Raw genomic sequence first — 23,408 nt, 5'->3', positions numbered from 1 at the left:
GATTAAAATTTGATCGGTCAAAAAAGGACGTAGTAATCCTCTAAAAAACTGAACTAAATCCTGGGAGGATCTAAAAGTGATAAAATAGGCTCTTGGCCTATGCTATCTAAGTGAAGAAATATTCTTGAGTATATGGTTGTGTTAAAAAGATTAATGTGTGCCGATGCAAAGTTGACGGTGTGTACATGACAACAATGACAAGTACAAAATGGTGGACATAGGTCTAATAACCTCTCTGACTCTGAATGATCTGTATATACTGCGGAAGCTAATTCTTTTGAAGTTTGAGTTTTAGATGATTCAATTGCATCAGTACATGGTAACACATTTAGTGTTACGATATAAATACAAAAAGCCCAAACGAAAAATCTCATAAAGCAAAGGTATCAAATAACAAGTGCACATGCTGTGCAAATAATAACATCAGAAATTTTTACAAACCATATGCAGCTTATCAAATTGACTATAGTCCGAAAAAAAATTATTTGGAGTCTCGTTGGTAATTATTAATTCCCCTTCTCAAGTTTTAAACCTTCCCTCGTTAGCTTTTTGAATTCCCTTAAGCAGCATCGCTGTACTTCTCTTTTTTTGAAAGCAAAATACCAAGAGTTTGAAGTTAGACGGACAGCATAACCGCTCGTGCCTCGCTTTTATATGTCCTTACTAATTCAAACTCTTGAAAACGTATCAGCAACAAAAAAAGGGAACAGCGATAGGCACTAATGGAAGTAAATCAAAAAAAAATCTTATGAAATCAGTTCAAAACATACAAAAAGAAGCGGAATCAAAAACCTTAAAAACAAAAAAGGGAAACGCTCAGGATAACATAAGTAAATCATTTTTTAAAGGTATAAAAGCAAACTGTCCAAAGGGTTTGGGCAGCATTTTTAATCATCTAAATTTTAGAGTTATGAGTACACTAAGAAATCAAGTTCAATTAATCGGAAACGTAGGGCAAGAGCCTACACTAACGACCCTAGAAAGCGGTAAAAAAGTAGTGCGCTTTTCATTGGCAACCAATGAGTTTTACAAAAATGCTAAAGGTGAAAAAACACAGGATACCCAGTGGCACACCATTGTGGCGTGGGGCAAAACGGCCGAGCTTATTGAGAATTATGCACCCAAGGGCAAAGAACTGGCATTAACCGGAAAACTGAAATCCAGAAGCTATACCGATACTGCTGGGCTTAAGCGCTATGTTACTGAAGTAGAAGCTTCCGAAATTGTATTACTGGGTAGCAAATCCGAGTAAATCACTTAAAAAAGAGGGCGAAGATGTTCCATTATTAACGCCCTCTAATTATTCACTTTAATCTAACTAAAATGAGCGCACAAAGTAAACAATTAATCGAACAGCTACAAGGGTTTTGTGGGAGTACAACTTATTATAAAATACCCCTTGTAAAAGCACGATATACCGAGGGGATTAAATACCTCGCTGACCAAGCCCAATGTCACTGGCTAGTTACGGACACCGCAGTAGTGTGTAAAAGCCTTAAAAACAAGAGCAACTTTATTGTGATTCTTTTTAAACGCAATCCTAAGAGCGTACAAGAGCGAACTCATAAAGAGGCTAAGATCACCTATGCTGATGGCAATGGAACCATTCTATTGGAACAGGAATACGAGTACACCGACTTTCCTTTGGATGAATTACGGCTGTTTTATACAGACGATATGCTGATGCTCCCTAACGAATATTAAATCCTAGAAACTATGGAAACACGTATCAATGAAATAAGTCTTAGTTACCGACCAAAACGCAAGTCGGAGCATTGGCCGCAAATTAGTTCTTCTTCACTGGCTGCCCACGTGATTTATCAGAACTGGGACCAAAACACTATTGCCGTTTATGAATCCTTTAAAATCGTATTGCTTAATAATAGCAACAAAGTAAAAGGTATTTATCAGATATCTGCAGGGGGAATCACAGGCACCTTAGTGGATCTTAGATTACTTTTCGCAGTAGCCTTGAAATCTTTATCCGTAGCACTAATCTTAGTACACAACCACCCGAGTGGTACCCTAAGACCTAGCGAAGCCGATAGGCAATTGACCCGTAAAATAAAAGCAGGTGCCGACTTTTTAGACATCAAAATTTTAGATCATATCATCATCAATCCCACAGGAGACTATTACAGTTTTGCTGATGAAGGGATTTTGTAAAACAGCTAACCGTATCAAAGGCCTCTAACTAGTTAGAGGCCTTTTTTTATGAAATATCGATAAGAGTTTTTTAAAAATAAAGTATCTTTAAAAGGCTGGATCATAGCAACTAAATTATGTAGGTATATCCCTTTTTTGACTTTCGCTGATAACCTACCTATACCATTTTACATACCGGGAATTATTTCCTCGATGCAAGCAATGGACCATTTTATGCAATCGAAAATGGAAGCCGTTAGTTTGAAATTTTGTTCGCCCCGGGCGAACGAAAAGGAAAAGCAAGAGGGTAACCCGCTACGCGAGGTTACAAGACAATCTTATCTGCACCAACCCCAATGAAAATAGGAGGTAAGCGTGTTTTATTAGCGTTGTATTCTAAAGGTCAACCGGGTGTTTTTAATGGAAAAATGCAGTGACCCCAATAAACACCACAAAAAAATCACGGAAAAATGGATAAAGGATATGAAAAAGAGCGGTTTGTCAACTTGAGCATCAAGGAATCTGTAGCACGAGATTTTCGAGTCTTCAGTAAAAAGTTATCCAGATCGCAGTCGATGGCCTTACGAGAAATGCTTGATTTTTTTCAAGTCAATGAACTCTCTCCAAGCGAACGCTTAGGACCCTCAGGAAGAACGATGGAGGCCAACCTTAAAAAGCGCATCAATGCAGTTATTGCCATTATACGCGATATCGAAAAAACACAAACTAAACCTACCAACGCCATGCTGCAGTCCCTTTTTGAATTGGAGCCGGAAAAAGAAAAGCCCCTGATTGTAGAAAAGAAATATGCTCAGGATTCAGAGCAACCTCAGTTTCGAGAAAAACAAAAAGAAGATTAACCTAAAAACGATTCCTATGTACATTAGCATATCACCCCAAAAGCAAGGCGGCAATTACCCGAAAAGTTCTGGTGGGTTTGTAGCTTATCTGGAGAAGGAAAATGAAGAAGGCATCAATATGCAAAAAGAGTTCTTTTTTAATCAGAACCAAGAGCATATCACCCCGGAACAAGTGGTCCAAGCAATAGATCAAAACACAGCCAAACTGAAAGATAAAGAGCCCAAGTTTTATTCTATAACCCTAAGCCCATCACAACGTGAGCTTGGTCTACTTCAAAACAGTAGTGAAGATCTAAAAGCATATACGCGTGCCGTGATGAAGGATTATGTGACTTGTTTTAATCGAGAGCTTGATGGGCGTCCAATCGCCATTAAAGACATTTTGTATTTTGCTAAAGTAGAACATCAGCGTACCTATAAAGGTACAGATATACAAGTTCGAGAGAATCAGCCCTACGCTACAAAAATTCTTAAGCTCCATTCGGAAATTCGAAAGATCAGGCAGGGGAGTGCACAGGGAAAGATTGAAGATCTAGGTAGGGAAATTGCACGCCTGGAACAACAAGCCCCACATCAGCAACAGGGCAAGCGTATCGTTCAAGGTATGCCTAAAGCCGGAAATCAAAGTCATATTCATATTATAGTGAGTAGAAAAGATGCATCCAACACCATCAGCCTTTCTCCGGGAAGTAAATACAAAGCTTCTCAAACTAAAATTAATGGAAGACTCATAAAACGTGGTTTTGACAGGGATGCATTTTATTCCAAAGCCGAAAAATCCTTTGACAGGCTGTTTTCCTATCAACGTAATTATGCAGAATCCTATAAAGCGCGAAAAACCTTTATTAAAAATACCAACGCCTATTTTGCTGCCCTGCTGAAATTACCGGCTAATGAAAAGGCATTGGCATTTAAGCTTATGTCGAAATCGGGTCTGCCTAAGGTCTCCGGTATACCTGTTTCTCAAGCGCAACTAGCACTGCGTATATTTAAGCGGCTTAGACGCGGGGCTGAAGTAGCCATCAAATCAAGTTCCATCGGAATCTAAGACTATGGAATTCGATCAGCTACAGTCGTTCCTTTATTTTGGTATAGCTGCTTGCCTTTGCTTTGTAGTGCTATTCAAGCTTGCCAAATATGCTTTTAGCATTAATGTTGTGCTGGTGCTTGCCCTACTGTACTATCTATCCTCCGAGGTGCCGTGGGTTGATTTGGTTATGTACTTAGGCTGTCCTTTGATGCTGATCAATACTTCACTATATGTTTATTTAGATGCTTCTGAAGATTCTCATAAAATAGACCCGCGTTATACCGTGACCTTCAAAACGAATCAAGGTAAACTTCAATTGCATAATGTTAAACGGGGCGTTTCAATTATTGGAGCTGCTGGTAGTGGTAAAACCGAAAGTGTAGTATATGGATTTTTACAGCATTTCCAAAAAGAAGAGTTTTGCGGGGTGATTCACGATTATAAAAATTTTGAACTTACAGAAATGGCTTATCCACTTTTTAAAAATGGGTCCATTCCATTCAAAATAATTGCTTTCGACAGGATATTTCATAAGGTTAATCCTATTGCTCCGTGCTATTTGGAAAATGAGGAAAGCGTGAACGAAGTGGCCAAAGTGCTTATTGAAAATTTACTGGAACAGCGAGAAAGCGGCGTAAGTGGAACTACTAAGTTTTTTAATGATGCTGCGGAAGGTTTGATCGGTGGGCTCATCTGGAAACTCAAAATGGATTATCCCAACTTATGCACCCTACCGCATCTGATCGCAGTGTATCAATATTTAGATACCGAGAGTCTTATAGGATTTCTAAAAACCAATACAACCTCAAGAGCAATGGCTGATGCCTTTATCAGTGGGAAAGATTCGGAACGGCAGACAGCGGGTGTCAAGAGCACTTTGGCCAATGCGCTCAAACGCATCAGTACCCAAAGCATTTTTATGGTATTGTCTGAAGATGAAGTACCGCTTAATATTAATAGTACATCAAATCCTTGTGTGCTATCCGTAGTCAATAACCCAAAATACGAGGCTGCCTATGCACCGGTTATCGCCACGATTATACATACGATAACCAAACAAATGAGTGTACGCGGACAACGCCCTTCTTTTATGATGATGGAAGAAGCGCCAACCATTCGCTTATTAAATATGCATCGAATACCGGCCACCTTACGCAGTTATGATATTGCAACCCTCTATGTGATGCAAGACAAAATTCAAAACGATATGATGTATGGAGATAAAGCGAGTAGAGCCATACTTAGTAACCTTTCCTACCAGTTTTTTGGCAAAGTCAATGACCCCGATACCGCCAAGTATTATGAGCGCTTTTTTGAGATCATAAAAAACCCAACCAAAAGTATCAGTAAGGCTGCTAATCTTTTTAAATCTGACACCCGAATAACCAAAGGGGAACGGGAAGTCTCTAAACGAAGAGCTGAAATTTTCTTTAAACTTAAACCGGGAGAGTTTATCAGTTTTGCGGATGGTAAGGATAAGAAAGTACAATTCAAACGACCTGATATCTTAGGTGAACTACCTACCCAAAATAAACCTTTCACGACAGAAGAATTGAACGCTAATTTTGAGCGGATTTATAAAGAAATTGAAGCTATATTTCAATAAAAGATTTGTTAGCTGAATTAGGGTGTCAAAACCTTAACTAGCACTATTGGGGTTAAAATAATTAAAGAGGATAGAAGCTAATGGTAGTTTCCCATTAATGACACTTTGGGTGATCTTCCAAGTAGATTTTTTAATAACTGCCTTCAAGGGTTGGTCTACCAGCTCGATCTTATTAAAAACCGCCTTAAGTTGTTCATCCCACAATTTATAGAAAAACAGAAGATCATCAGGATATACTGTTTTTCTTTCATACCCTTCGTCAACGGGTGTGAAAGGCTCTGTGACATTTAAGTAACCGTAATCATCAGTTAGTTCTTCACCCTTCTCGATATCTCGTATAGCAATTTCATAATCATAAGCAGTAGACAGGCAATTGGAATTAAAACTATGATTCACAAAACGGGCATGATCCCAACACAATATGAAGTTACCTTCATTATTTCTATAGGTATAAATGTCTAAAATGTTACGATAGATTGGCTCGAGTGCTTTGTACTGCGATGGCCTGTATACTTTGTCTAGACGGTCTAATACCCACGTAATGGTTCCTGCAGGAATAAACTTTGTGGCTACAACCCCATATCCTTTTTCTTTATTGATAAATTTTAATTCAGTATCTGGATGCATCATAACTTAAACCAGCTTTAGCTATAGGTGTTTAAAGTAATTATTGATTTATATCCTATTTATCCTATGGGGATGAAATATGCTATTAAATTAGGAAATGGATTCTTCTGAATATTGGTTTTAATTATTAATTAACAACATAGTTTCTGGACAGTAATCAAGCAGTAGATTGTACAAGTTATTTTTTAGCCTATCCTAAATGAAGTTGAATAGGGTGCTATCACTCTTAAATAACTTAAGAACTAATGGTGCTGCAATAAGGCTTAAAACTATACCCCAAAAGCTTTAAATATACTGTGTAATTGAAAATTTAATTCAACTAATTCACTGAAAGTTTGTTCTATAGTAGCGCAGTTCAAATGCTTATAAATCCTTTTGCGATATGCACAAGATTAAGAACTCAGACCTCACAAACTGTACTACATCTATCTTACTCTTTTTGAATTTAAAGACTGCTGTAGGAAATTAATTATTTACTATTTGAAGTTATATCTCCTTTATCCATAAGAACTAGCCAAACAATATCAAATTTTCAAATTTTCGCCTCAACCAATGAAATAATTATATGTGCTTATATATTCATTAGTTTAAGAAGGCCGATACGCACGTGTCACTCTACAACTAAAGTTTAGTTAAGCTCTTGAATTCTTTAAAATATTTTAATAAATAATATTAAACTTTATTTAAAGTCATATTTGGAGTGATGTGGAATGGTTTTCATCTACTAATTTTAAAATAAAAACGATATCATGAAAACTTCTCCAAACAGTCATTTTGCTAATTTGATAGCAACAATTCTAAAACGTTATCGCTGCACTGAGTCAGAAAAACAATGGTTATCTACTTTGTCAATAGATCAAATCATACAGATCTCACAGACAGAGTTTGGCGGCTTTGATAAAGTGACCGGTCAGTTTAATCCTGAAATCAAAAGTGGGACGTACAAGGTTAAGATAGATTACAACGATATGAATGAGGGGCGATGTAAACGGGAATACTTGGTTTCTAATCAGATCAATTAAATCTTATAAAATACTAAGTTGTGAAGGGTAATCATCAGCATATTACTAATTATAAAACAGTGCTCTGGGTGTATCGTTTAGACATTGCTGAGTATTATGCTTTAGCACTTAGTGCAACTGATTGCTATCACATACATATTTATAAGCGTTTAGGAGCACTAAAAACAGCAGTTATAGCTAGTATTTGTCATCAAGAGAAAGATATATCCAGTACTAATGAACATTCTGATGTGAATCTTAAAAATCAACTGTATTTTCCAAAACCTACTACAACCAACCACCTACGAAGCTTTGAGGCAAAACAGTTTAATAAAGTAATCCAATTGCTTGAAGGATGCAGTAAGGCTTCAAGAGATACAAGTCCACAATTGCAATCAAATATGCAGCGATTGCAAGGCTTCTTAAATGCTATAAACTAATTGTGTTCTTGTTGATACCAGTAGAATACGGTAAAGCATGGTCGCTTAAAAGATCAATTACACGGTAGCTGCTAGAATTTAGATAAAAACAAACTAAAATTTTTCAATTATGGGTGATAAAAGTAAAAATGATAAAAAAGAGGATAAAAAGGATATAGATAAAGGTCCTATTAAAGATGATCACAAAAACCAATACGGTAGTACTAAAGACCGTAAAAAAAAGAGAAGGGCGTAGATACGCAACTTGCTTATACTCTACGGTAATAAGCAGACTCTTTTCCATTAAATATTGCTTTGCAACTAACCAATCAATCTATAAAAATGACAAAGCCCAAACAATTTCCAGAACAAAGTCAAGAACTTCCAGGAAGTGAAGCTCAAATGAATCCGCAGCCTGAAATAGTTAGAGAAAACTATAAAGGTTCAGAAAAATTAGTGAATAAAATTGCATTGATCACAGGGGGTGATAGTGGAATAGGACGAAGCGTAGCGGTCCATTTTGCAAAAGAAGGTGCTGATGTGGCTATAGTCTATAAATCAGAAACCGAAGATGCTCGAAATACTCAAGAACTCGTAGAAAAAGAAGGTAGAACATGTCTTCTATTAGAAGGAGATGTACGGTCCCAAAAATTTTGCGAACAGGCAGTAGATCGAGTAGCGCGAGAATTGGGACCAATCAATATATTAGTAAATAATGCAGCAGTTCAATTTCCTAAAGACCATATTAGCGAAATTGACCAAGATCAACTTGCAGAAACATTTGAAACTAATATTTATCCTTACTTCTACTTTGCCAAGTATTTAGAAAATAAATTGGTTAAAGGGGATTGTATTATTAATTCGACCTCCGTAACTGCTTATAGAGGGTCATCACATTTAATTGATTATAGCAGCACCAAAGGCGCTATTACTACTTTTACACGCTCATTGAGTAAAGCCTGGGCAAAGAAAGGAATTCGAGTAAATGGTGTTGCTCCGGGACCTATTTGGACTCCCTTAATTCCGGCGACCTTTGATGAGGTGGCTCAATTTGGACAAGACGTACCCTTAGGCAGAGCAGGCCAGCCGAGTGAAGTGGCTCCAGCTTATGTATTTTTAGCATCGCAGGATGCTAGCTACATCACCGGGCAAATCATACATGTGAATGGGGGAGAGGTAGTGGGTGCGTAATACGCCTCCAAAAATATCTAAATAAAAAGGCTGTCAATGACAGCCTTTTTTTTATGGAATAATTGGATAAGCTAAACGGCAATACCTTCAACCTTATCTTTACGCTCCCAGTTTCTGTGTTGCGCTATTGCATCGATAAATGCTTTTGGCTTAGCATCTATAAATACGGCTTTATCTTTGTCATAGTGTTTATATGCACTGTGTTTTAGAAGTGCTTCGCCTTCGCCCAAAGCAGCAACAGCTTTACAATGTTTCAAAGCTTCATTGACAAACTTTTGAAATTTAGCTTTTGCTTGCAAGCTTTTAACTGCTTTTTGACCTCCGGTAATTAATACGGCGTCAAAAAGCACACTTTCTGTTGTTAAAATGGCGGCATCAACCTCGTGTTTCATACCTTGATCACAAGTTATCGAACCTCCGTGCGGTGCTAATATTTTAACCATTGCTCCAGCTTGCTCTAAAGCAGTTTTGTAAGGTTCAAAACGTTTCATATCGAACTGGTCTGCAGCTAAAAATGCTATTTGTCGTGTTGCAATACTGTCAAATTTAGTATTGGCTTGACTTAAACTTGAATCTTTATCTAGATATTGTTTTTTAGAATTAGGCTGAAATTTTTCAATGTCTGCATCTGCACCAATCGCTTGATTGACGGGTTCATCTATTTTCTTCGGTACGGTCAATCCTAAGCCGTCAGCAACTTTCTTGGCTAATTCTTGGTCAATCTGGTTGATGATCCATAACATACGCTCTTGAATATGTTTATGATTGCATTTACCAAGTTCAAAAGTATAGGCATCAACTACGTGTTGTTGCTCCCAAGAAGATAAACTGCGGTAGAAAAGAGCAGGTTGAGAGTAGTGATCACTAAAGCTGGCACTGCGTCCTCGTATCTTGTGCGCATCAATACGCTCTTGGTGGTGTGTGTATCCGCCTTCAGCCATTTTAGCCAAATGCGGACAACCCATACTTAGGGAATTAGGAAAGTACGCAGTTTGACCTTTAGGGATTTCGGTTTGCATATGTCCATCCCTTTGATTGTTATGATGTGGTGCTACCGAACGATTGATGGGAATTTGATGAAAATTAGGACTTCCGAGTCGCGATAATTGGGTGTCTCTGTATGAGAACAAACGTCCTTGTAATAACGGATCATTAGTAAAATCGATACCAGGGATTATATGACCTGGAAGAAAAGCTACTTGCTCGGTTTCTGCAAAGAAATTTTCAGGATTTTTGTTTAAGGTCATTTTCCCAATTATTTCTACCGGAACCAATTCTTCTGGAATCAATTTGGTAGGGTCGAGCAGGTCAAAATTATATTTGTGCTCATCTTCTTCTGGAACCACTTGAATTCCAAACTCCCATTCAGGATATTGACCGGCCTCGATAGCTTCCCATAGATCTCGACGGTGAAAATCTGAATCAGCACCATTAATTTTAACAGCTTCATCCCAAGTTACGGAATGAACTCCTAGCACTGGTTTCCAATGAAACTTCACAAAATGAGATTTACCGTCTTTATTTATAAATCTAAACGTGTGAATACCAAAACCTTCCATCATACGGTAGCTTCGAGGAATGGCTCGATCACTCATTACCCAAATATGATTGTGTAAGGTTTCAGTCGCCCTAGAAACAAAATCGTAAAACGTATCGTGCGCCGAAGCTGCTTGAGGAATTTCATTATTGGGTTCTGGTTTTACCGAATGAATTAAGTCAGGAAATTTCATCGCATCCTGAATAAAGAAAATGGGCATATTATTTCCAACTAAATCCCAAGTTCCTTCATCAGTATAAAATTTTACAGCAAAACCTCGTACATCGCGAGCTAAGTCTGGAGAACCCTTAGAGCCTGCGACGGTAGAGAATCTTACAAACACAGGAGTTTTGCGTTTAGTATCGGTAAAAAGTCCGGCCTTGGTATACTTCTCTATACTCTTATAGAGTTCAAAATACCCGTGAGCTCCGCTACCGCGTGCGTGAACAATTCGTTCTGGAATTCGCTCATGATCAAAACTGGTGATTTTTTCGCGTAATAAGAAATCTTCCAGTAGCGTAGGACCACGTTCTCCGGCCTTTAGTGAATTATTTGTGTCATTGACTTTAAGCCCTTGGTTGGTGGTCATGACCTGATCCTGATAATCCTTGGTGGATTGCTCGAGTTGATCAATTTTTTTTGATTTAAACTCGTTAGTTTGCTTTTTACTCATAGCATCAATATTGGTTAGTAACTGTTTAAAATTAGACAGTTGCATCAATACATATGCTATCTAAAAGGTTAAAGTATTTTTATAGATTAATTAAAATTATCTTAAATCATAAGGTTGCAATAGTAACTCATAATAAAGCTAAGGCAGTAGCTGCAAAAAGAATATGTGCGATCAATAAATTGAGGTAATAACGTTGTCTGTCAAAAGTTTCTGAAGGCTTGGAAAACCAAAAAAGAAGTATCCACATCAAGATTCCTAAACCACCTTCTAACCCTCCGAATATTAAAATTTCTAAATACTGAGGAAACGAAAAATAGTTCCTAAGCAGATCGATTAAGTATAGAAAACCAATTCCGGTAATATAATGGGTGATCCATCCGTAAGGGGAACGCCAGCCATCTCTTTTAAAAAGCAGTCGGTTTAGCCAATAAGGTTCCACTAAATTTTGATGCACTAAACAACTAAAGCCATAGCTGAATAAAGTCATTACTGTAGTACTTGCTAAGGTGATCAAAAATAAGGAGACGATATTCATAACTAGGTTTGTTTTTCTTCCTCTTCAATTTCCTCCTCAGATATCAGGTAGTGATCCTTACCCAAACCTACAATTGTTATAATATTGGTGACAGTGGTATAGAGTAAGAGCACAACAGTAACCATCATACCGCTTAGTAAAGAGGATGAAAAGAGTGTTGCCCAATAAATATATTTAAACCAAAAGGTGGGTACTTGCTCAGATTCAGTAATTGGAATATTAAAAATCTGAAAAAGCACTAAGGCAAAAATAAATAGTACAGTATCTAATTTTGCAATATTCGCGACCTGCTTATAATGTGCTTTTTTTAATGTAGATCTTGAACTTGTGCTGATACCCAGGAGCGTGAGCAATAAGGTTAAAATGGTAGCAGAGCCCAAAACGATAGTATTACACAACATATTAATACCAGAAAGAGAGGCTTCAATAAGCACTTTACCTTCATAACCGCTTATATTTCCTAATACAAAAACTGCAACTAAAAGAAATACAAAGGTGATAAAACCACCCATTAGAGCACGTTTGTTTGTACTGATAAAGTTTTTCATCTTGTATATGATTTATCATATTTCAATTTGGTGTAAACCATCATTCCATTAAATAGAAAAGACAGCCCATTGGTTATAATAATAGGCCAATCTTCTTTGAGTATGCCATAGATGGTCCAAGACCCTACACCTATTAATAGGCACATAAACATAGGTAAGGATATATCTTTGGCAGATTTAGTGCGTAACACTTTATACACCTGAGGGAGTACTGCTATTGTCGTAAAAATGCTAGCTGTCGTTCCTACAATTGTTTCCATGACCTTGTCTAATATTCCTGATCAAAATTCTTAAATTGATAATCTTCTTGGTACTCAGCAATGCTTAAATTTTGAGCACGCTCAAACAAATGGGCTTCAGTTTCAAAGAAATGCATCATATAACCAGCGGTATTCACAAATAGGACTGCATCTCCAATTTCGGGAAGCTGTGGTAACATGATTTTGCGTTTCAATAAAATATCCCGCTCCAGACAATAGGCTCCAGTAAAATATACAGGAACAGATTCAGCATTAGATTTTTGATGTTTATAGCTTACAAAAGGATCTAAAAGAAAATCGGCACTTGAACTTTTTAATTGGGACATATTCATTTCCAAACCTACAAGGTGATTTCCTTCTGCATCTATTTTGCGATGCGCTACACGGGCTACGGTAATTCCTACTTGATCCAGTAAACTACGCCCCGGTTCTAGACGTAATTCAATACTATTAGCTTGCAGTCGTTGAACAACAGTTTTATTATTTTGATTAGGCGTTTCCAAAATTTCTTTGAGAAAATTAGCCTTAGTATTCTCGTTGTAATATGGGTACGTTTGCAAATGTCCTTCGAGTTCCCCGTTGCGCATAGTAAAACCTAGACCGTCGTTATTGTAAGTAATAGAAGGATGCTGTTCTAAGACAGCCTGTTTTAATACGTGTTGAAACCCATCCCATTCTTGTTGAGATTGCAGATAGTTCATCAATATTCCTCCACCTATATCAATAAAAGAAATAGGTAATTCAAGAGGTTTCAATATTTCGATAAGATCTAGGGTTTGATGAAGCGCTGTTCCACGTTGAGCGGTACTATAACCATCTAAATGAAAATGAAAACCCTCTAAACGAATTTTACCTAAAACTGTAGCATCTTTAAAGTAACGCTCTATAAATTGAGTAACGGCTGTGATATCAAACCCGAAACGACTTTTTAATTGAGAACCTTGAAAATCAAATCCTGAAATGCGTATACCAATTTTTACTTTTTTATTAAGTTGAGTAGAGAGCGCCAGAACCTGATCGAATTCATCTTGATTATCTATGATAAGTAAAACCTCTTGCTCAATAGCAGTTTGCAACAATTTTTTATTCTTAATGGCAGCAGTAGAGATAAGTTTGTCTGAGCTGATATTAAGATCTAAACATTGTTGAAGTTCGGGGTAGCTGGCGGTATCAATACCTATATTCATTTGGGCTGCGGCAGGGATGAGATTCTTAAATTTATTTGCTTTTCTGGCAAAAAACAATTGATACTTGATCTGATGGGTATCTAAAATTTTCTGATACTCTTCTATATTTTCTTGAAATGCTTTTAAATGATGCAGATTTATTGGCGAACCATATGCCTCTAAGAGGTGCTCTAGAAGGTCAAAATTGCCTATAAGTTGATGCATCCATTGAGAAGTAATAGGAGTTAGTGCAGGTAAATTAGGATTCATAAGTAAGGTTGTAATTTTTGATTTCTTGAACGTTTTTTACAGTGTTACGCGCCCAGGCACTTGACGTATCGTTATGTGCTCTAGAAAGCGAGTCATTATCAAATAGTATATGTTCTGTGGGGGTACCATATAAAACGATGTTTTTTTCTATGGCTCCGGATGATGAAATTGGGTGCCCTTCAATGGTGCAATGTAAATCTATCCAATCTTGCTCTTGAGGGGAAGAGAACAAAGAGGTCGTGCTATTTCCATTAAAAAGTATTGCGGATGATTTGGTGAATTTACGGGGTATTCGCGCATCAATCATAAAGTCTGCATCCTGCTTACGATCATTTAATGTAACCGTCCACCCACGTTTGGTAGATACTGTACTCGGATGTCTTGCAAATGAAAAATTGAGAATTCCGGCCTGATGCAGGGCCAGCATTTTTTTAATATTTTCAATTGGAGGCCCATATGCAATCCGGTTGAAAAGTCCGAAATAAGTATCTTGAAACCGTTTTCTTGATTTAGAAGTTAGAAGTGCTGTTTGGTAAAGTCTATTGAACTCTTTAGAAAGACTCCTCCACGCACTTGCTGCAGCTACCCATGGACTTTGCGCTTGATCTAATTCTTTAATCCAAAAATTCCAATAGTTTTCAGGTGAATTAGCATAATCTAGATTAGAATGTGCTTCGGGGTAGAGGAGTTCATCTGCCTTAAAGGGAGCTATTGCTAAATTCAATCTATGAAAATCAGTCTTTGCTGCGTTAAAGTGTGCTACATCAGAAGGTGTATACTCAAACCCATACATTTTAAAAAGCATCTGATAATACGCTGATTCAATGTCTAGTTTGATCCAAGGCAGTATGTCCCTTTCAAAATCAACACGAGTATGCGAATTTAAAATTGAATCGATCTTATTTTTTAGAAAATGACTAGTTGAATTTAGCATATCTGCTTGATCCCCTCTTGGTACAATAGGAATACCAGAACGTGAATATGCAATTATCAATGCCGGCTCATTTCCAGATTTTAAATAATCGAAAGCCCCTGATGTATTTTTTTTAAATACCCCTCGACGCCCTTCAGTCAACTCAAGAATGGCATCTATGGCTGTAAGTCCCATACCCTTACACAACACGGTGGATTGAGGGGGAATAGGATTAAGGTTTTCGCAAAGTGGATAGACAAAGGGGATATAGCATTGTGATTCTTTCTTTTGCTGCTTACAGCTTTGAATTGCAGGGCTGTGGCCTGTTGTAATTAAAAGCGATTGAAAATGTATATCCTTGCAACAAGTGTTTTCTGTCAGCAATTTATAACCCTCTGTTTCTTTCAGGATATCAGTGACACAAGTAGTGTGTAGTTGAATATTAATTTTAATACGTGCAGCGCTAAGAATACGTTCAAAATAATACTGTAAATACCTTCCCACTACTGCTCTAGGAGCTACCTGTGAATCAACTTGCTCTTTAGGGAGATTATACGTTGAACTTAACCAATCACTAAAAGATTGAATAGGGATAAGCGGTTGCAAGGCATTTGAAGGACTACAAGAAATATATTTATTGGGATAGTTCATCAAAAGATATTCGGGCTGATTAGGATCATAGATCCACCCACTTGCAAAATTTTCAGTTTCGTTGAACAAATGAATAGTTATAGCACTACAATTATCGCAACGATCAAGTTCAGCTACGAGCCTTTCAAATCCATAAAAGCCTTTAGGTCCTAAACCTATGATTCCTATGTGAAAATCAGCGAACTCCATTATTTTAGATGACTTTGAACCCAGTTTTGATTATAAAGCGTATCAAGATAACGCTCTCCTCGATCGCAAAGAATTAATACGCTTTTACTATTCTCAGGCAGCTGCTGCTGTAATTTTAAAAAGGCGCTTAAGACTGCTCCTGAAGAACCGCCAGCAAGAATACCTTCGGTATCTAAAAGCTTATGACATCCTTCAACACATTCCATATCTGAGATATGACACGCACTTTCAATAGCTTCTCTTCTCAAAAAATGGGAGGGTAGTCCTGCACCATGGCCTGGAATATGACGTTCTTGAGGTTTATGACCAAAAAGAACGCTTCCGACCGCATCTACCGCAATCATCTTTGTATTCAGTCCGTGCGCTTGAATGTAATTGGCACACCCCATCAGGGTACCGCAAGTGCTGGTTGCGGCGAAAACATAATCTACTTCCGGTAGCTCTTGATATATTTCTCGCATCGTACGATGATGCGCTTTCGGATTGGATTCATTTTGATATTGATTCGTCCATACCGAATTCGGGATTTCCAGAAGTAACTCCTGAATTCGAGCAAGTCGTGCCCCCAGATAGCCGCCATTAGCAATAGGTTTTTTTACTTTATTGATTTTAGCCCCATATGCGTTTAATATCTTCAATGTATGCGGATTGGCTTTTGGATCAACTACGATAATCAGAGGTATGTTATAATAACAACATACTTGTGCCAAACCTACAGCCATATTTCCGCTACTACTCTCAATCAAGGTAGTATCTTTTGTAAAATGACCTTTGCGAATTCCTTCTTCAACTATTGCTAAACTAGTGCGATCTTTAATACTTCCACCAGGATTGGCCATTTCCATTTTAGCGTAAACTTCACGACCTGTAATAGAAGATAGTCGCTTGAGGTGTATGAGTGGAGTGTTCCCGATAGTATCAAGCACGGAGGATTTCTCAATTCGACGTAGGGGCTGTGTGGGCAATTGCGTGTACATAGGAATTATGGTTAGTTATATGGTTGTTTACTTAAAATTATATTTCGCATATTTTGTGAACTAGCAGAATAACAAAAATTAACATTAACCCGTTAAAATGCTCTAAAACCTAGAATTAGCAATCATTAAGAACTTTAATGTTTATAATTTCTAGCAATAATTATTAAAATGGAATGTATATGGAAAATTGGCTTGTTGTTTCAGAGACTACAATAATCAAAGTGGTACTGTCAGTAATTTCTATTTTTACTGTGATGATTGTAATTACGCGTATCAATGGACTGCGTACATTTGCCAAAATGTCGAGTTTTGATTTTGCTGCGACCATTGCGATTGGTTCCGTACTCGCCTCAATTGTTTTAAATACAAATCAATCACTAGTTAAGGGGACAATTGCGCTCGCTTGTATTGTGGCTTTTCAGAGTATTTTTTCGTGGTTAAGGCGAAAATCGAAAACGATGCAACATTTAATATCTAACGATCCTGTGGTATTAATGTATCAAGGAGAGATTTTCTACGAAAATTTAAAGAAAACTAATGTTGGTGAAGATGACCTTATTGCTAAATTGAGAGAGGCCAACGCATTAAATTTTAAAGAAGTGTATGCCGTAATTTTAGAAACTACAGGTGATATGTCTGTATTACACGGACCCGATCATCAAAGCATCGATAAAAAAATTTTAAAGGGAATAAAAGGTTGGCCTACTTCTAGTTCTGATGATACTGTAGCTAAGCCAAATAAAAATTCAAATTTGTAGGAAGCCTTATAAGTTACCGATTAAGTCCTCAATGTTTTATTAGTTGACGAAAAGTCAAACTTATACGAGGGGTTGTAACCTTTTTAGTTTTGGAAATGTTGTGTTTCCAAAACTGTTGTGTTTCATCTTTCATCACTAACAGACTCCCAGCGTGCAGCTCAAAACTCACTTTATTTTTGGTTTCATTATGCTTCAGATTGAATTTGCGTGTAGCTCCAAAACTTAAGGTTGCAATAGTACCGTTTGCAACCAAATCACGCTCATCATCACTATGCCATCCCATAGCAGTAGTTCCATCAGGGTAATAGTTTAATAAACAACTGTTAAATGTTTCGTGAAGCTGATCTTCCAATTTGGCTTTCAAATTCAGCAAATCTTGATTCCATATTTCGCACTGGCGCTTGGTACCTGAATAGGTATAAGTTAAGCCTGAATCTCCAAATAAAGCAGTTTTTCTTTGGGTGTAAATTGTCTTACCAAAAATTACAACTCGATCAGATTGCCAAGGAATTGTATTGGAGAAAACATCCATATAATATGCTTGCATTGTGACGTCAATGAATGAAGGATCAAATGCCACGCAACCATCATAAGGCAATAGGTTTTCTGTTTTATTTCTTGGAAGCATATTGGAATCTGAATTTACATAGTTTGATTTAAAGTTTAAAGAAAGGGCAACCTATAATTTAGAAAATCCTAAGCTTTTAAACCTAGAGATAAGTTTAGCATTATAAAAAATTTAGACAAAGAATAATAGAAATGTAGAAACAACCAGGTTTAGCCTTTGCTATTGAAGATAAAAAAGGGAATAATATAGTTTAACCTATAAAAACAAAGCCCCGTCATCATTATGATTATGGGGCTTTTTGCGGAGAAAGAGGGATTCGAACCCCCGGAGGTGTGACCCTCAACGGTTTTCAAGACCGCCGCATTCGACCACTCTGCCATTTCTCCAAATAAGGAATCGGTTTTGCCGCATTGACCTCCCGATAGCTATCGGGACTGCCATTTCTCCTTGAGTGTCTCATCAGCTATTTGCTGATTGCGGGTGCAAATATAGAAACATTTTTCTATTTGACAATGCACTTTTTTAAGGATTTTTTCGCTTAATTGTTTTTTCCGGTGATGGGGATTTTATCTCCCTTAAAATGAGGCTCTTTATTGATCAAAAGTTCGACCCAGGCTTTTACATTTGCTGCAACTTCTCTAAATCTGTTGCGGGATTCCAACTCATATTCGCGGCGATCACCGTTGTAACCATAAAAATTAAGGTTCATACGACGGGCAATGTAAACAGCTCGCGGCAGGTGAAAACGCTGTGATACAACAATTGCATTATCTACCTCAAAAATATAGGATGCGCGGTACACCGAATCATAGGTATCAAACCCGGCAAAATCCATAAAAATATCTTCCTCTGGAACGCCGCGATCTAAAAGGTAGTTCTTCATAGCAACGGGTTCATTGTAATTGGTTGTTCGGTTGTCACCAGAAACCAGAAAGCGTTTTATTTTTCCGCGTTTGTAGAGTAGTAGGGCAGACTCAACACGGTCTCTAAGCATTGTAGATAGTTCGCCATTACGTCGCACGCTGGCGCCCAAAACAAGACCGGTATAGGTCTCAGGCAATGCATCTACCGAATCATAAATATAGGCTTCGGTTTCGTCATTGATATGATAGGCGAGAAAAGAGGTGAGCAGTAAGATCAATAATCCAAATAGGACTAGATAGCGCAACACACGTAAAGCAAGTAATTTCTTAATCGGCATAAATAAAAAGCATAGCAACTTCTAGACTGTAAACTTATCATTTGTTTTAATGCAAACGTAATCTAGAGGTAACAACGTATGTAATAAATGAGGTAAAGTCTCTTAAATAGTTGAGATTTTTAATGGTTAGATAAGAATTCCTTAGCTTTTTATAAGCCAAGAGCAAAAGTAAGACAGTATCTTTACAAAAAATTGTACCCAAATGAATGTGATCTCCAGTCTAAAATGGCGCTACGCAACTAAAAAATTCGATGATTCCAAAATCCTTTCGGAGGATAAGCTTGATATCTTAAAGGAAGCATTTAACCTTACAGCGACGTCTTACGGATTGCAACCGGTGCGTTTGGTAGTAATTTCAAATAAAACACTTCAGCAGCGCTTAAAAGAAGCCGCAATGAATCAAAGTCAGGTGCTAGATGCCTCTCACGTATTAGTAATTTGCGTTGAGCGTAAAGTTGAAGCACCTTTTGTAACTAACTATTTTGACAGGGTGAAAGAAGTGCGGGAAACTCCCGATGCCATTCTCAAACCCTTTAGAGAAATGCTAGAGCAAAAATTTGATAAACAGCCTAAGGCTGATACTCGGGAATGGGCTATTCGTCAGGCTTATTTAACTTTAGGGAACTTACTCACCGTTTGTGCATTAGAAAAGATAGATGCCTGCCCTATGGAAGGCTTTGAACCAGAAAAATTTGACGAAATCCTCGAACTCAAAAAACACAATCTTGCTTCTGCTTTAGTGTTGCCTGTGGGATACCGCGCCACTGACGATATGTTTGCCGATTTCAAAAAGGTGCGCCGTCCTCAAAAGGAAACTATAATCCATTTATGATTGATAAAACCTGTTAATCATAATTGGTTCTAAAATGGGCATATTGTATTGATAGGGATCTTCGTGATCTAAATAGCGCATTTTGTATTCAAAAGAATCGTCAGGCTTTAAAATGGGCATTAATGGTTTAAATCCGTTGGGTTTTTGCTGAAGGAATTCAAAAGCTTCAAACCTGTTTTCAAAATCATTTAAATCAGAAATTGAAAAATCCTGTTCATTCAGATTTAAAGGTTGATTAGTGACCAAAGAATCAGGCTCGGTCAGATGCATTTGAGATGCTATCTGGGCTTGCATAAAACTTCCGAAGCCAAAAATGAGTAAAACTGAAGCGTAACGTTGTGTTCTCATAAAATCGTTTTTTGAATGCTTGATATTCAAAATACGAAAAAAGAGAAGCGGAGTGACAGTTCTTTCTGAAAATTAAGCGTTTAATAATGTACGCGATCGGCAATTTCAAGTCCGTAGCCTATCATACCTACGCGTTTGTGCTCCTCACTGTTGGATAACAATTTGATCTTAGAAATACCTAAATCGTGTAAAATCTGCGCACCAATACCAAAATCCTTCAAATCCATTTTAGGATGTGGATTGGGTTGGCGTCCTGATTCTTGACGTTCTTTTAGATCAGCAAGACGATACAAAAGTTTACTTGCAAAGTTTTCCTGATTGATGAACACCACAGCGCCCTTTCCTTCTTTATTGATCACTTCAAAAATCTGATCCAGTTTGGTGTCCGGTTGTTCGGTAAGTGTGCTTAGGATATCATTGTTCACAAAAGTCGAATTTACGCGCACAAGCACCGGCTCATCATTAACCCAGGTGCCTTTGGTAAGCGCAATATGAATTTGGTCATTTGTGGTTTGCTGGTACGCACGAAGTCTAAATTCACCATAATGCGTTTGAATCGTAAAATCTTCTTTCTTAACAATCAGCGAATCGTGCTGCATGCGATAGGCAACCAGATCAGCAATAGAAACGATTTTTAGATCAAATTTTTTAGCGATCTCAGCAAGTTGAGGCAATCTAGCCATCGTCCCATCTTCATTCATCACTTCGACGATCACCCCGGCAGGAGCAAAACCTGCTAAACGGGCAAAATCAATTGCAGCTTCGGTGTGACCGGTTCTTCGTAAAACGCCGCCTTCTTTGGCTTTTAACGGAAAAATATGTCCGGGTTTTGTGAAATCCCAGGGTTTCATTTCAGGATTGGTAAAGGCTTTAACCGCTTTTGCCCGATCTAAAGCACTTATACCTGTGGTAACGCCGTGACCTTTTAAATCAACCGAAACCGTAAATGCAGTTTCCATAGGGTCGCTATTGGTGCCTACCATCATTTCGAGTTTCAGTTCTTTACAACGTTCTTCAGTAATAGGTGCGCAAATAAGGCCACGGCCGTGCGTCGCCATAAAGTTTATAGTTTCGGCAGTAACCATTTCAGAGGCAGCTAGAAAATCACCTTCATTTTCCCGATCTTCATCGTCAACAACAATGATTACTTTTCCCTTTTTGATATCTTCTATCGCTTCAGGAATGGTATTTAATTGTATTTCTTTGGTAAGCGTTTGCGCTGCCATAATTGAATTTTTAATGGTAAAAGAATGCTAACTCTATTTTTAAAAATCGAAGCATTTCCTATCAATTTATACATCGTTAGGCGCTAACTTAACGATAACGTAAAGGTACGATTTAGGTTGCTTTTAATTGGCACCGCCAAAGGGTTTAATACTTCGTCCCGATAGCTATCGGGATGCCTCGAAATTGAATATTTGTTTCTAACTATTGCCTCATAGCCTTACCCTGAGGTAGTTTACTGAAAATATCAAGCAAAATTAATACTGCTTAAATGTTTTTGTGTAAGGTTTCTGCTGCTTCTTTAAAAGTCGAAGAGTAGCCGTACGCTTTGTAGTTAGCGATTATATCTTCTAATTCCTGTTTCGTTTTTGTTTTAAGAATCGCTTTTTCTGAATTGCTTAGATTGAAATCAGCCAGCGGTTGCTCAGGATCAACTTTTTGATCTTTTTTCTTTTGGAATAATTTTTTAACCGGATCTAAAAATCCGTCAAGGTCAAAGAGTCCTTGATCAGTTGTAGCTCTATAGGTTAAATAAACGCCTAACGGAAATAGAATTAAGGTGCTTAACCAACTTGCCAACCAAGCGGCAACGCTGCCATCCTCGGCGCTGTTTTTGGCGAAAATTCCAATGAAATGATAGGTGAGGAAGAGCACTACTCCCACAACAATAGGAAGTCCAAGACCACCTTTTCTGATAATTGCACCTAGCGGAGCCCCCACAAAAAACAAGATTACGCAACCAAAGGCTAGCACAAACTTCTCATGCAGTGCGATCTCATATTTGCTCAAGGTTTTCACCTTAACCGAATTATCGGTTTTTCGATTTTTAATAGAAGTGATGGTGTTCTTAACCGTGGTTTTTGCATAATCTAACACTTGAATTTGCTCAGAAAACTCAAAATTTTCAATAAGATCAGGATTGAGCGTTCGCGTAGTATCCCGCGGAATATTCTTAAGATATGAAGTGTCTAGTTTGCGCAACTGCATTTCGCGTACCTGAGCTTTTCCTAACGAAGCTAGATAGGTGTTGTAATTTTTAGAAATGTCAACCAGCGTATCATTAAGCTGCTTCACCGTAAGCATAGTGTACGCATTGTCTATACTCTTTTCATCCATATCTACATTATCAATCTCAGAAAGGTCAATATTGATCGTGTAGGTCTCAAAATAACTTTTGACGAAAGGTTCGCGTTTTTGTTTTCTAAAATCTTTTTGCTCGACCTCGTCATAGTAATTTCCGTCAATCAGTTTTAAAGAAAGCACGTTGTCGCCCTCAGCACTAATGAGTTCGCCTTCACGTGCTTTGATCACCGTGTAATTACCCACGCGGCTGGGATCTTTTTGGTAGATGATCACATCTTTTAAAAACTGACCTTTGTCTCCTTGTTTATCGGCGACTTTCATCACATAATCTTCACCAATCGTGGTGTATTGCCCTTTTGTGATCGCCATCGCAGGTTTTACCTGAGCGATGTTTCGGCGGAGATTAAGCGACTCAAACTCTGCAGCAGGAATCACATAGTTTGCAAACAAAAAGGAGATTCCTGCCAGAGCTAAAATGAAAATTGTGAGACTGCGCATAGCGCGCTGTAAAGAGATTCCGGTAGATTTCATCGCGGCAAACTCATAATTCTCAGCAAAGTTTCCGAAGGTCATAATACTGGTAAGCAAAACCGTTAATGGCAGTACCAGCGTAACCAGGCGGGGAGAGAAATAGAGCAGGAATTTTACGATGATCACGAGATCAAGATCTTTGCCGGCCAGCTCTTTTATATAAAGCCATACCGTCTGAAGCACAAATATGAACATCAAAATGATGAACGTGCTTAAAAAATTCTTGATAAACGTGAGTAGTATGTACCGGTCAAGGATCTTCAAG

Annotated in this window: 26 protein-coding genes and 1 tRNA gene; 12 read left to right on the top strand and 15 right to left on the bottom strand. The window is 37.8% G+C overall.

All coding sequences use genetic code 11. The annotated features are described in order from the left end of the window. Positions 1–53: 53 nt before the first annotated feature. Positions 54–374, bottom strand: coding sequence for a DUF6660 family protein (locus LDL79_RS17260; protein ID WP_394372590.1), 321 nt, complete (start codon positions 372–374; stop codon positions 54–56). 536 nt (positions 375–910) lie between these two features. Here LDL79_RS17260 and LDL79_RS01165 point away from each other — a divergent pair. The 6 genes from LDL79_RS01165 (at position 911) to LDL79_RS01140 (ending at position 5,641) form a co-directional block, all read left to right on the top strand. Next, positions 911–1,252: a single-stranded DNA-binding protein gene (locus LDL79_RS01165; protein ID WP_072985189.1), complete on the top strand. Its 342-nt coding sequence runs from the start codon at positions 911–913 to the stop codon at positions 1,250–1,252. Between the two features lie 71 nt (positions 1,253–1,323). Further along, positions 1,324–1,704: a DUF6876 family protein gene (locus LDL79_RS01160; RefSeq protein ID WP_225598845.1), complete on the top strand. Its 381-nt coding sequence runs from the start codon at positions 1,324–1,326 to the stop codon at positions 1,702–1,704. 12 nt (positions 1,705–1,716) lie between these two features. Then, positions 1,717–2,166, top strand: a complete 450-nt coding sequence (locus LDL79_RS01155; RefSeq protein ID WP_225598844.1) for a JAB domain-containing protein — start codon at positions 1,717–1,719, stop codon at positions 2,164–2,166. Between the two features lie 449 nt (positions 2,167–2,615). Then, positions 2,616–3,005, top strand: coding sequence for a BfmA/BtgA family mobilization protein (locus LDL79_RS01150; protein ID WP_225598843.1), 390 nt, complete (start codon positions 2,616–2,618; stop codon positions 3,003–3,005). Positions 3,006–3,021: 16 nt separating this feature from the next. Next, positions 3,022–4,053 (top strand): MobB family relaxase, encoded by a 1,032-nt coding sequence (gene mobB / locus LDL79_RS01145; RefSeq protein WP_225598842.1) that lies wholly within the window; start codon positions 3,022–3,024, stop codon positions 4,051–4,053. Positions 4,054–4,057: 4 nt separating this feature from the next. Further along, entirely contained in the window at positions 4,058–5,641 is a 1,584-nt protein-coding gene (locus LDL79_RS01140; protein WP_225598841.1) for a type IV secretory system conjugative DNA transfer family protein, read from the top strand. A gap of 33 nt (positions 5,642–5,674) precedes the next feature. Here the strand turns inward: LDL79_RS01140 and LDL79_RS01135 are convergent, their stop codons facing one another. Beyond that, on the bottom strand, positions 5,675–6,271 hold the full coding sequence (locus LDL79_RS01135) for an SET domain-containing protein (protein WP_225598840.1): 597 nt from the start codon (positions 6,269–6,271) through the stop codon (positions 5,675–5,677). A 746-nt stretch (positions 6,272–7,017) separates the two neighbouring features. Here LDL79_RS01135 and LDL79_RS01130 point away from each other — a divergent pair. The 4 genes from LDL79_RS01130 to LDL79_RS01120 all read left to right on the top strand — a co-directional run bounded on the left by LDL79_RS01130 (position 7,018) and on the right by LDL79_RS01120 (position 8,879). Further along, positions 7,018–7,290, top strand: coding sequence for a hypothetical protein (locus tag LDL79_RS01130; RefSeq protein ID WP_072982750.1), 273 nt, complete (start codon positions 7,018–7,020; stop codon positions 7,288–7,290). 20 nt (positions 7,291–7,310) lie between these two features. Next, positions 7,311–7,709, top strand: coding sequence for a hypothetical protein (locus tag LDL79_RS01125; protein WP_225598839.1), 399 nt, complete (start codon positions 7,311–7,313; stop codon positions 7,707–7,709). A gap of 109 nt (positions 7,710–7,818) precedes the next feature. Continuing rightward, positions 7,819–7,944, top strand: a complete 126-nt coding sequence (locus LDL79_RS17200) for a hypothetical protein (RefSeq protein WP_262887886.1) — start codon at positions 7,819–7,821, stop codon at positions 7,942–7,944. 86 nt (positions 7,945–8,030) lie between these two features. Continuing rightward, entirely contained in the window at positions 8,031–8,879 is an 849-nt protein-coding gene (locus LDL79_RS01120; RefSeq protein ID WP_225598838.1) for an SDR family oxidoreductase, read from the top strand. A gap of 71 nt (positions 8,880–8,950) precedes the next feature. Here LDL79_RS01120 and LDL79_RS01115 read toward each other — a convergent pair whose 3' ends face one another. The 7 genes from LDL79_RS01115 to sbnA form a co-directional block, all read right to left on the bottom strand. Next, entirely contained in the window at positions 8,951–11,089 is a 2,139-nt protein-coding gene (locus tag LDL79_RS01115) for a catalase (protein WP_225598837.1), read from the bottom strand. 127 nt (positions 11,090–11,216) lie between these two features. Beyond that, positions 11,217–11,624, bottom strand: a complete 408-nt coding sequence (locus tag LDL79_RS01110) for a hypothetical protein (RefSeq protein ID WP_225598836.1) — start codon at positions 11,622–11,624, stop codon at positions 11,217–11,219. 2 nt (positions 11,625–11,626) lie between these two features. Then, the gene (locus LDL79_RS01105; RefSeq protein ID WP_225598835.1) at positions 11,627–12,172 is read right to left on the bottom strand and encodes a hypothetical protein; all 546 of its coding nucleotides are present in this window, start codon (positions 12,170–12,172) and stop codon (positions 11,627–11,629) included. Continuing rightward, positions 12,169–12,432 carry a SemiSWEET family sugar transporter gene (locus LDL79_RS01100; RefSeq protein ID WP_167596704.1) on the bottom strand — a complete coding sequence of 88 codons (264 nt, stop codon included), beginning with the start codon at positions 12,430–12,432 and terminating at the stop codon, positions 12,169–12,171. Before LDL79_RS01100 ends, LDL79_RS01105 begins: the two co-directional genes overlap by 4 nt. An 8-nt stretch (positions 12,433–12,440) precedes the next feature. After that, positions 12,441–13,868, bottom strand: a complete 1,428-nt coding sequence (locus LDL79_RS01095) for a Y4yA family PLP-dependent enzyme (RefSeq protein ID WP_225598834.1) — start codon at positions 13,866–13,868, stop codon at positions 12,441–12,443. Continuing rightward, positions 13,858–15,621: an FAD/NAD(P)-binding protein gene (locus LDL79_RS01090; RefSeq protein ID WP_225598833.1), complete on the bottom strand. Its 1,764-nt coding sequence runs from the start codon at positions 15,619–15,621 to the stop codon at positions 13,858–13,860. Before LDL79_RS01090 ends, LDL79_RS01095 begins: the two co-directional genes overlap by 11 nt. After that, entirely contained in the window at positions 15,621–16,598 is a 978-nt protein-coding gene (sbnA, locus tag LDL79_RS01085) for a 2,3-diaminopropionate biosynthesis protein SbnA (RefSeq protein ID WP_225598832.1), read from the bottom strand. The genes LDL79_RS01090 and sbnA overlap by 1 nt, the downstream gene beginning before the upstream one ends. Before the next feature lie 179 nt (positions 16,599–16,777). On the opposite strand from sbnA, the gene LDL79_RS01080 reads away from it, so the two are divergent. Beyond that, positions 16,778–17,356: a DUF421 domain-containing protein gene (locus LDL79_RS01080; RefSeq protein WP_225598831.1), complete on the top strand. Its 579-nt coding sequence runs from the start codon at positions 16,778–16,780 to the stop codon at positions 17,354–17,356. A gap of 28 nt (positions 17,357–17,384) precedes the next feature. Here LDL79_RS01080 and LDL79_RS01075 read toward each other — a convergent pair whose 3' ends face one another. The 3 genes from LDL79_RS01075 to LDL79_RS01065 form a co-directional block, all read right to left on the bottom strand. Next, positions 17,385–17,984, bottom strand: a complete 600-nt coding sequence (locus LDL79_RS01075) for an alpha-ketoglutarate-dependent dioxygenase AlkB family protein (protein WP_225598830.1) — start codon at positions 17,982–17,984, stop codon at positions 17,385–17,387. Between the two features lie 241 nt (positions 17,985–18,225). Further along, positions 18,226–18,310: transfer RNA gene (locus LDL79_RS01070), tRNA-Ser, on the bottom strand. A gap of 152 nt (positions 18,311–18,462) precedes the next feature. Continuing rightward, on the bottom strand, positions 18,463–19,125 hold the full coding sequence (locus tag LDL79_RS01065; RefSeq protein WP_225598829.1) for a SanA/YdcF family protein: 663 nt from the start codon (positions 19,123–19,125) through the stop codon (positions 18,463–18,465). 202 nt (positions 19,126–19,327) lie between these two features. On the opposite strand from LDL79_RS01065, the gene LDL79_RS01060 reads away from it, so the two are divergent. After that, positions 19,328–19,957 (top strand): NAD(P)H-dependent oxidoreductase, encoded by a 630-nt coding sequence (locus LDL79_RS01060; protein WP_225598828.1) that lies wholly within the window; start codon positions 19,328–19,330, stop codon positions 19,955–19,957. Here LDL79_RS01060 and LDL79_RS01055 read toward each other — a convergent pair. From LDL79_RS01055 to LDL79_RS01045, 3 genes are all read right to left on the bottom strand, one after another. After that, a complete protein-coding gene (locus tag LDL79_RS01055) occupies positions 19,952–20,305 on the bottom strand; it encodes a hypothetical protein (RefSeq protein WP_225598827.1) in 354 nt (117 codons plus the stop codon). The genes LDL79_RS01060 and LDL79_RS01055 overlap by 6 nt on opposite strands. 80 nt (positions 20,306–20,385) lie before the next feature. Next, positions 20,386–21,531 (bottom strand): 3,4-dihydroxy-2-butanone-4-phosphate synthase, encoded by a 1,146-nt coding sequence (gene ribB / locus LDL79_RS01050; RefSeq protein WP_072982717.1) that lies wholly within the window; start codon positions 21,529–21,531, stop codon positions 20,386–20,388. Positions 21,532–21,796: 265 nt separating this feature from the next. After that, on the bottom strand, positions 21,797–23,407 hold the full coding sequence (locus tag LDL79_RS01045; protein WP_225598826.1) for an LptF/LptG family permease: 1,611 nt from the start codon (positions 23,405–23,407) through the stop codon (positions 21,797–21,799). Between the last annotated feature and the right edge of the window lies 1 nt (position 23,408).

Origin of the sequence: Leeuwenhoekiella palythoae, from assembly GCF_020310025.1 — a bacterium.
GTDB lineage: Bacteria > Bacteroidota > Bacteroidia > Flavobacteriales > Flavobacteriaceae > Leeuwenhoekiella > Leeuwenhoekiella palythoae.
Note: the sequence above shows the minus strand (reverse complement) of the source record. Positions and strands in the feature narration are given on the sequence as shown.

Coding starts and splice junctions, on each gene's coding strand:
- LDL79_RS01060 (WP_225598828.1), top strand. CDS start 19,328: ATGAATGTGATCTCCAGTCTAAAATGGCGCTACGCAACTAAAAAATTC.
- mobB (WP_225598842.1), top strand. CDS start 3,022: ATGTACATTAGCATATCACCCCAAAAGCAAGGCGGCAATTACCCGAAA.
- LDL79_RS01115 (WP_225598837.1), bottom strand. CDS start 11,089: ATGAGTAAAAAGCAAACTAACGAGTTTAAATCAAAAAAAATTGATCAA.
- LDL79_RS01090 (WP_225598833.1), bottom strand. CDS start 15,621: ATGGAGTTCGCTGATTTTCACATAGGAATCATAGGTTTAGGACCTAAA.
- LDL79_RS17260 (WP_394372590.1), bottom strand. CDS start 374: ATGAGATTTTTCGTTTGGGCTTTTTGTATTTATATCGTAACACTAAAT.
- LDL79_RS01080 (WP_225598831.1), top strand. CDS start 16,778: ATGGAAAATTGGCTTGTTGTTTCAGAGACTACAATAATCAAAGTGGTA.
- LDL79_RS01120 (WP_225598838.1), top strand. CDS start 8,031: ATGACAAAGCCCAAACAATTTCCAGAACAAAGTCAAGAACTTCCAGGA.
- LDL79_RS01130 (WP_072982750.1), top strand. CDS start 7,018: ATGAAAACTTCTCCAAACAGTCATTTTGCTAATTTGATAGCAACAATT.
- LDL79_RS01100 (WP_167596704.1), bottom strand. CDS start 12,432: ATGGAAACAATTGTAGGAACGACAGCTAGCATTTTTACGACAATAGCA.
- LDL79_RS01075 (WP_225598830.1), bottom strand. CDS start 17,984: ATGCTTCCAAGAAATAAAACAGAAAACCTATTGCCTTATGATGGTTGC.
- LDL79_RS01110 (WP_225598836.1), bottom strand. CDS start 11,624: ATGAATATCGTCTCCTTATTTTTGATCACCTTAGCAAGTACTACAGTA.
- LDL79_RS01065 (WP_225598829.1), bottom strand. CDS start 19,125: ATGCCGATTAAGAAATTACTTGCTTTACGTGTGTTGCGCTATCTAGTC.
- LDL79_RS01140 (WP_225598841.1), top strand. CDS start 4,058: ATGGAATTCGATCAGCTACAGTCGTTCCTTTATTTTGGTATAGCTGCT.
- ribB (WP_072982717.1), bottom strand. CDS start 21,531: ATGGCAGCGCAAACGCTTACCAAAGAAATACAATTAAATACCATTCCT.
- LDL79_RS01150 (WP_225598843.1), top strand. CDS start 2,616: ATGGATAAAGGATATGAAAAAGAGCGGTTTGTCAACTTGAGCATCAAG.
- LDL79_RS17200 (WP_262887886.1), top strand. CDS start 7,819: ATGGGTGATAAAAGTAAAAATGATAAAAAAGAGGATAAAAAGGATATA.
- LDL79_RS01055 (WP_225598827.1), bottom strand. CDS start 20,305: ATGAGAACACAACGTTACGCTTCAGTTTTACTCATTTTTGGCTTCGGA.
- sbnA (WP_225598832.1), bottom strand. CDS start 16,598: ATGTACACGCAATTGCCCACACAGCCCCTACGTCGAATTGAGAAATCC.
- LDL79_RS01165 (WP_072985189.1), top strand. CDS start 911: ATGAGTACACTAAGAAATCAAGTTCAATTAATCGGAAACGTAGGGCAA.
- LDL79_RS01135 (WP_225598840.1), bottom strand. CDS start 6,271: ATGATGCATCCAGATACTGAATTAAAATTTATCAATAAAGAAAAAGGA.
- LDL79_RS01105 (WP_225598835.1), bottom strand. CDS start 12,172: ATGAAAAACTTTATCAGTACAAACAAACGTGCTCTAATGGGTGGTTTT.
- LDL79_RS01160 (WP_225598845.1), top strand. CDS start 1,324: ATGAGCGCACAAAGTAAACAATTAATCGAACAGCTACAAGGGTTTTGT.
- LDL79_RS01095 (WP_225598834.1), bottom strand. CDS start 13,868: ATGAATCCTAATTTACCTGCACTAACTCCTATTACTTCTCAATGGATG.
- LDL79_RS01155 (WP_225598844.1), top strand. CDS start 1,717: ATGGAAACACGTATCAATGAAATAAGTCTTAGTTACCGACCAAAACGC.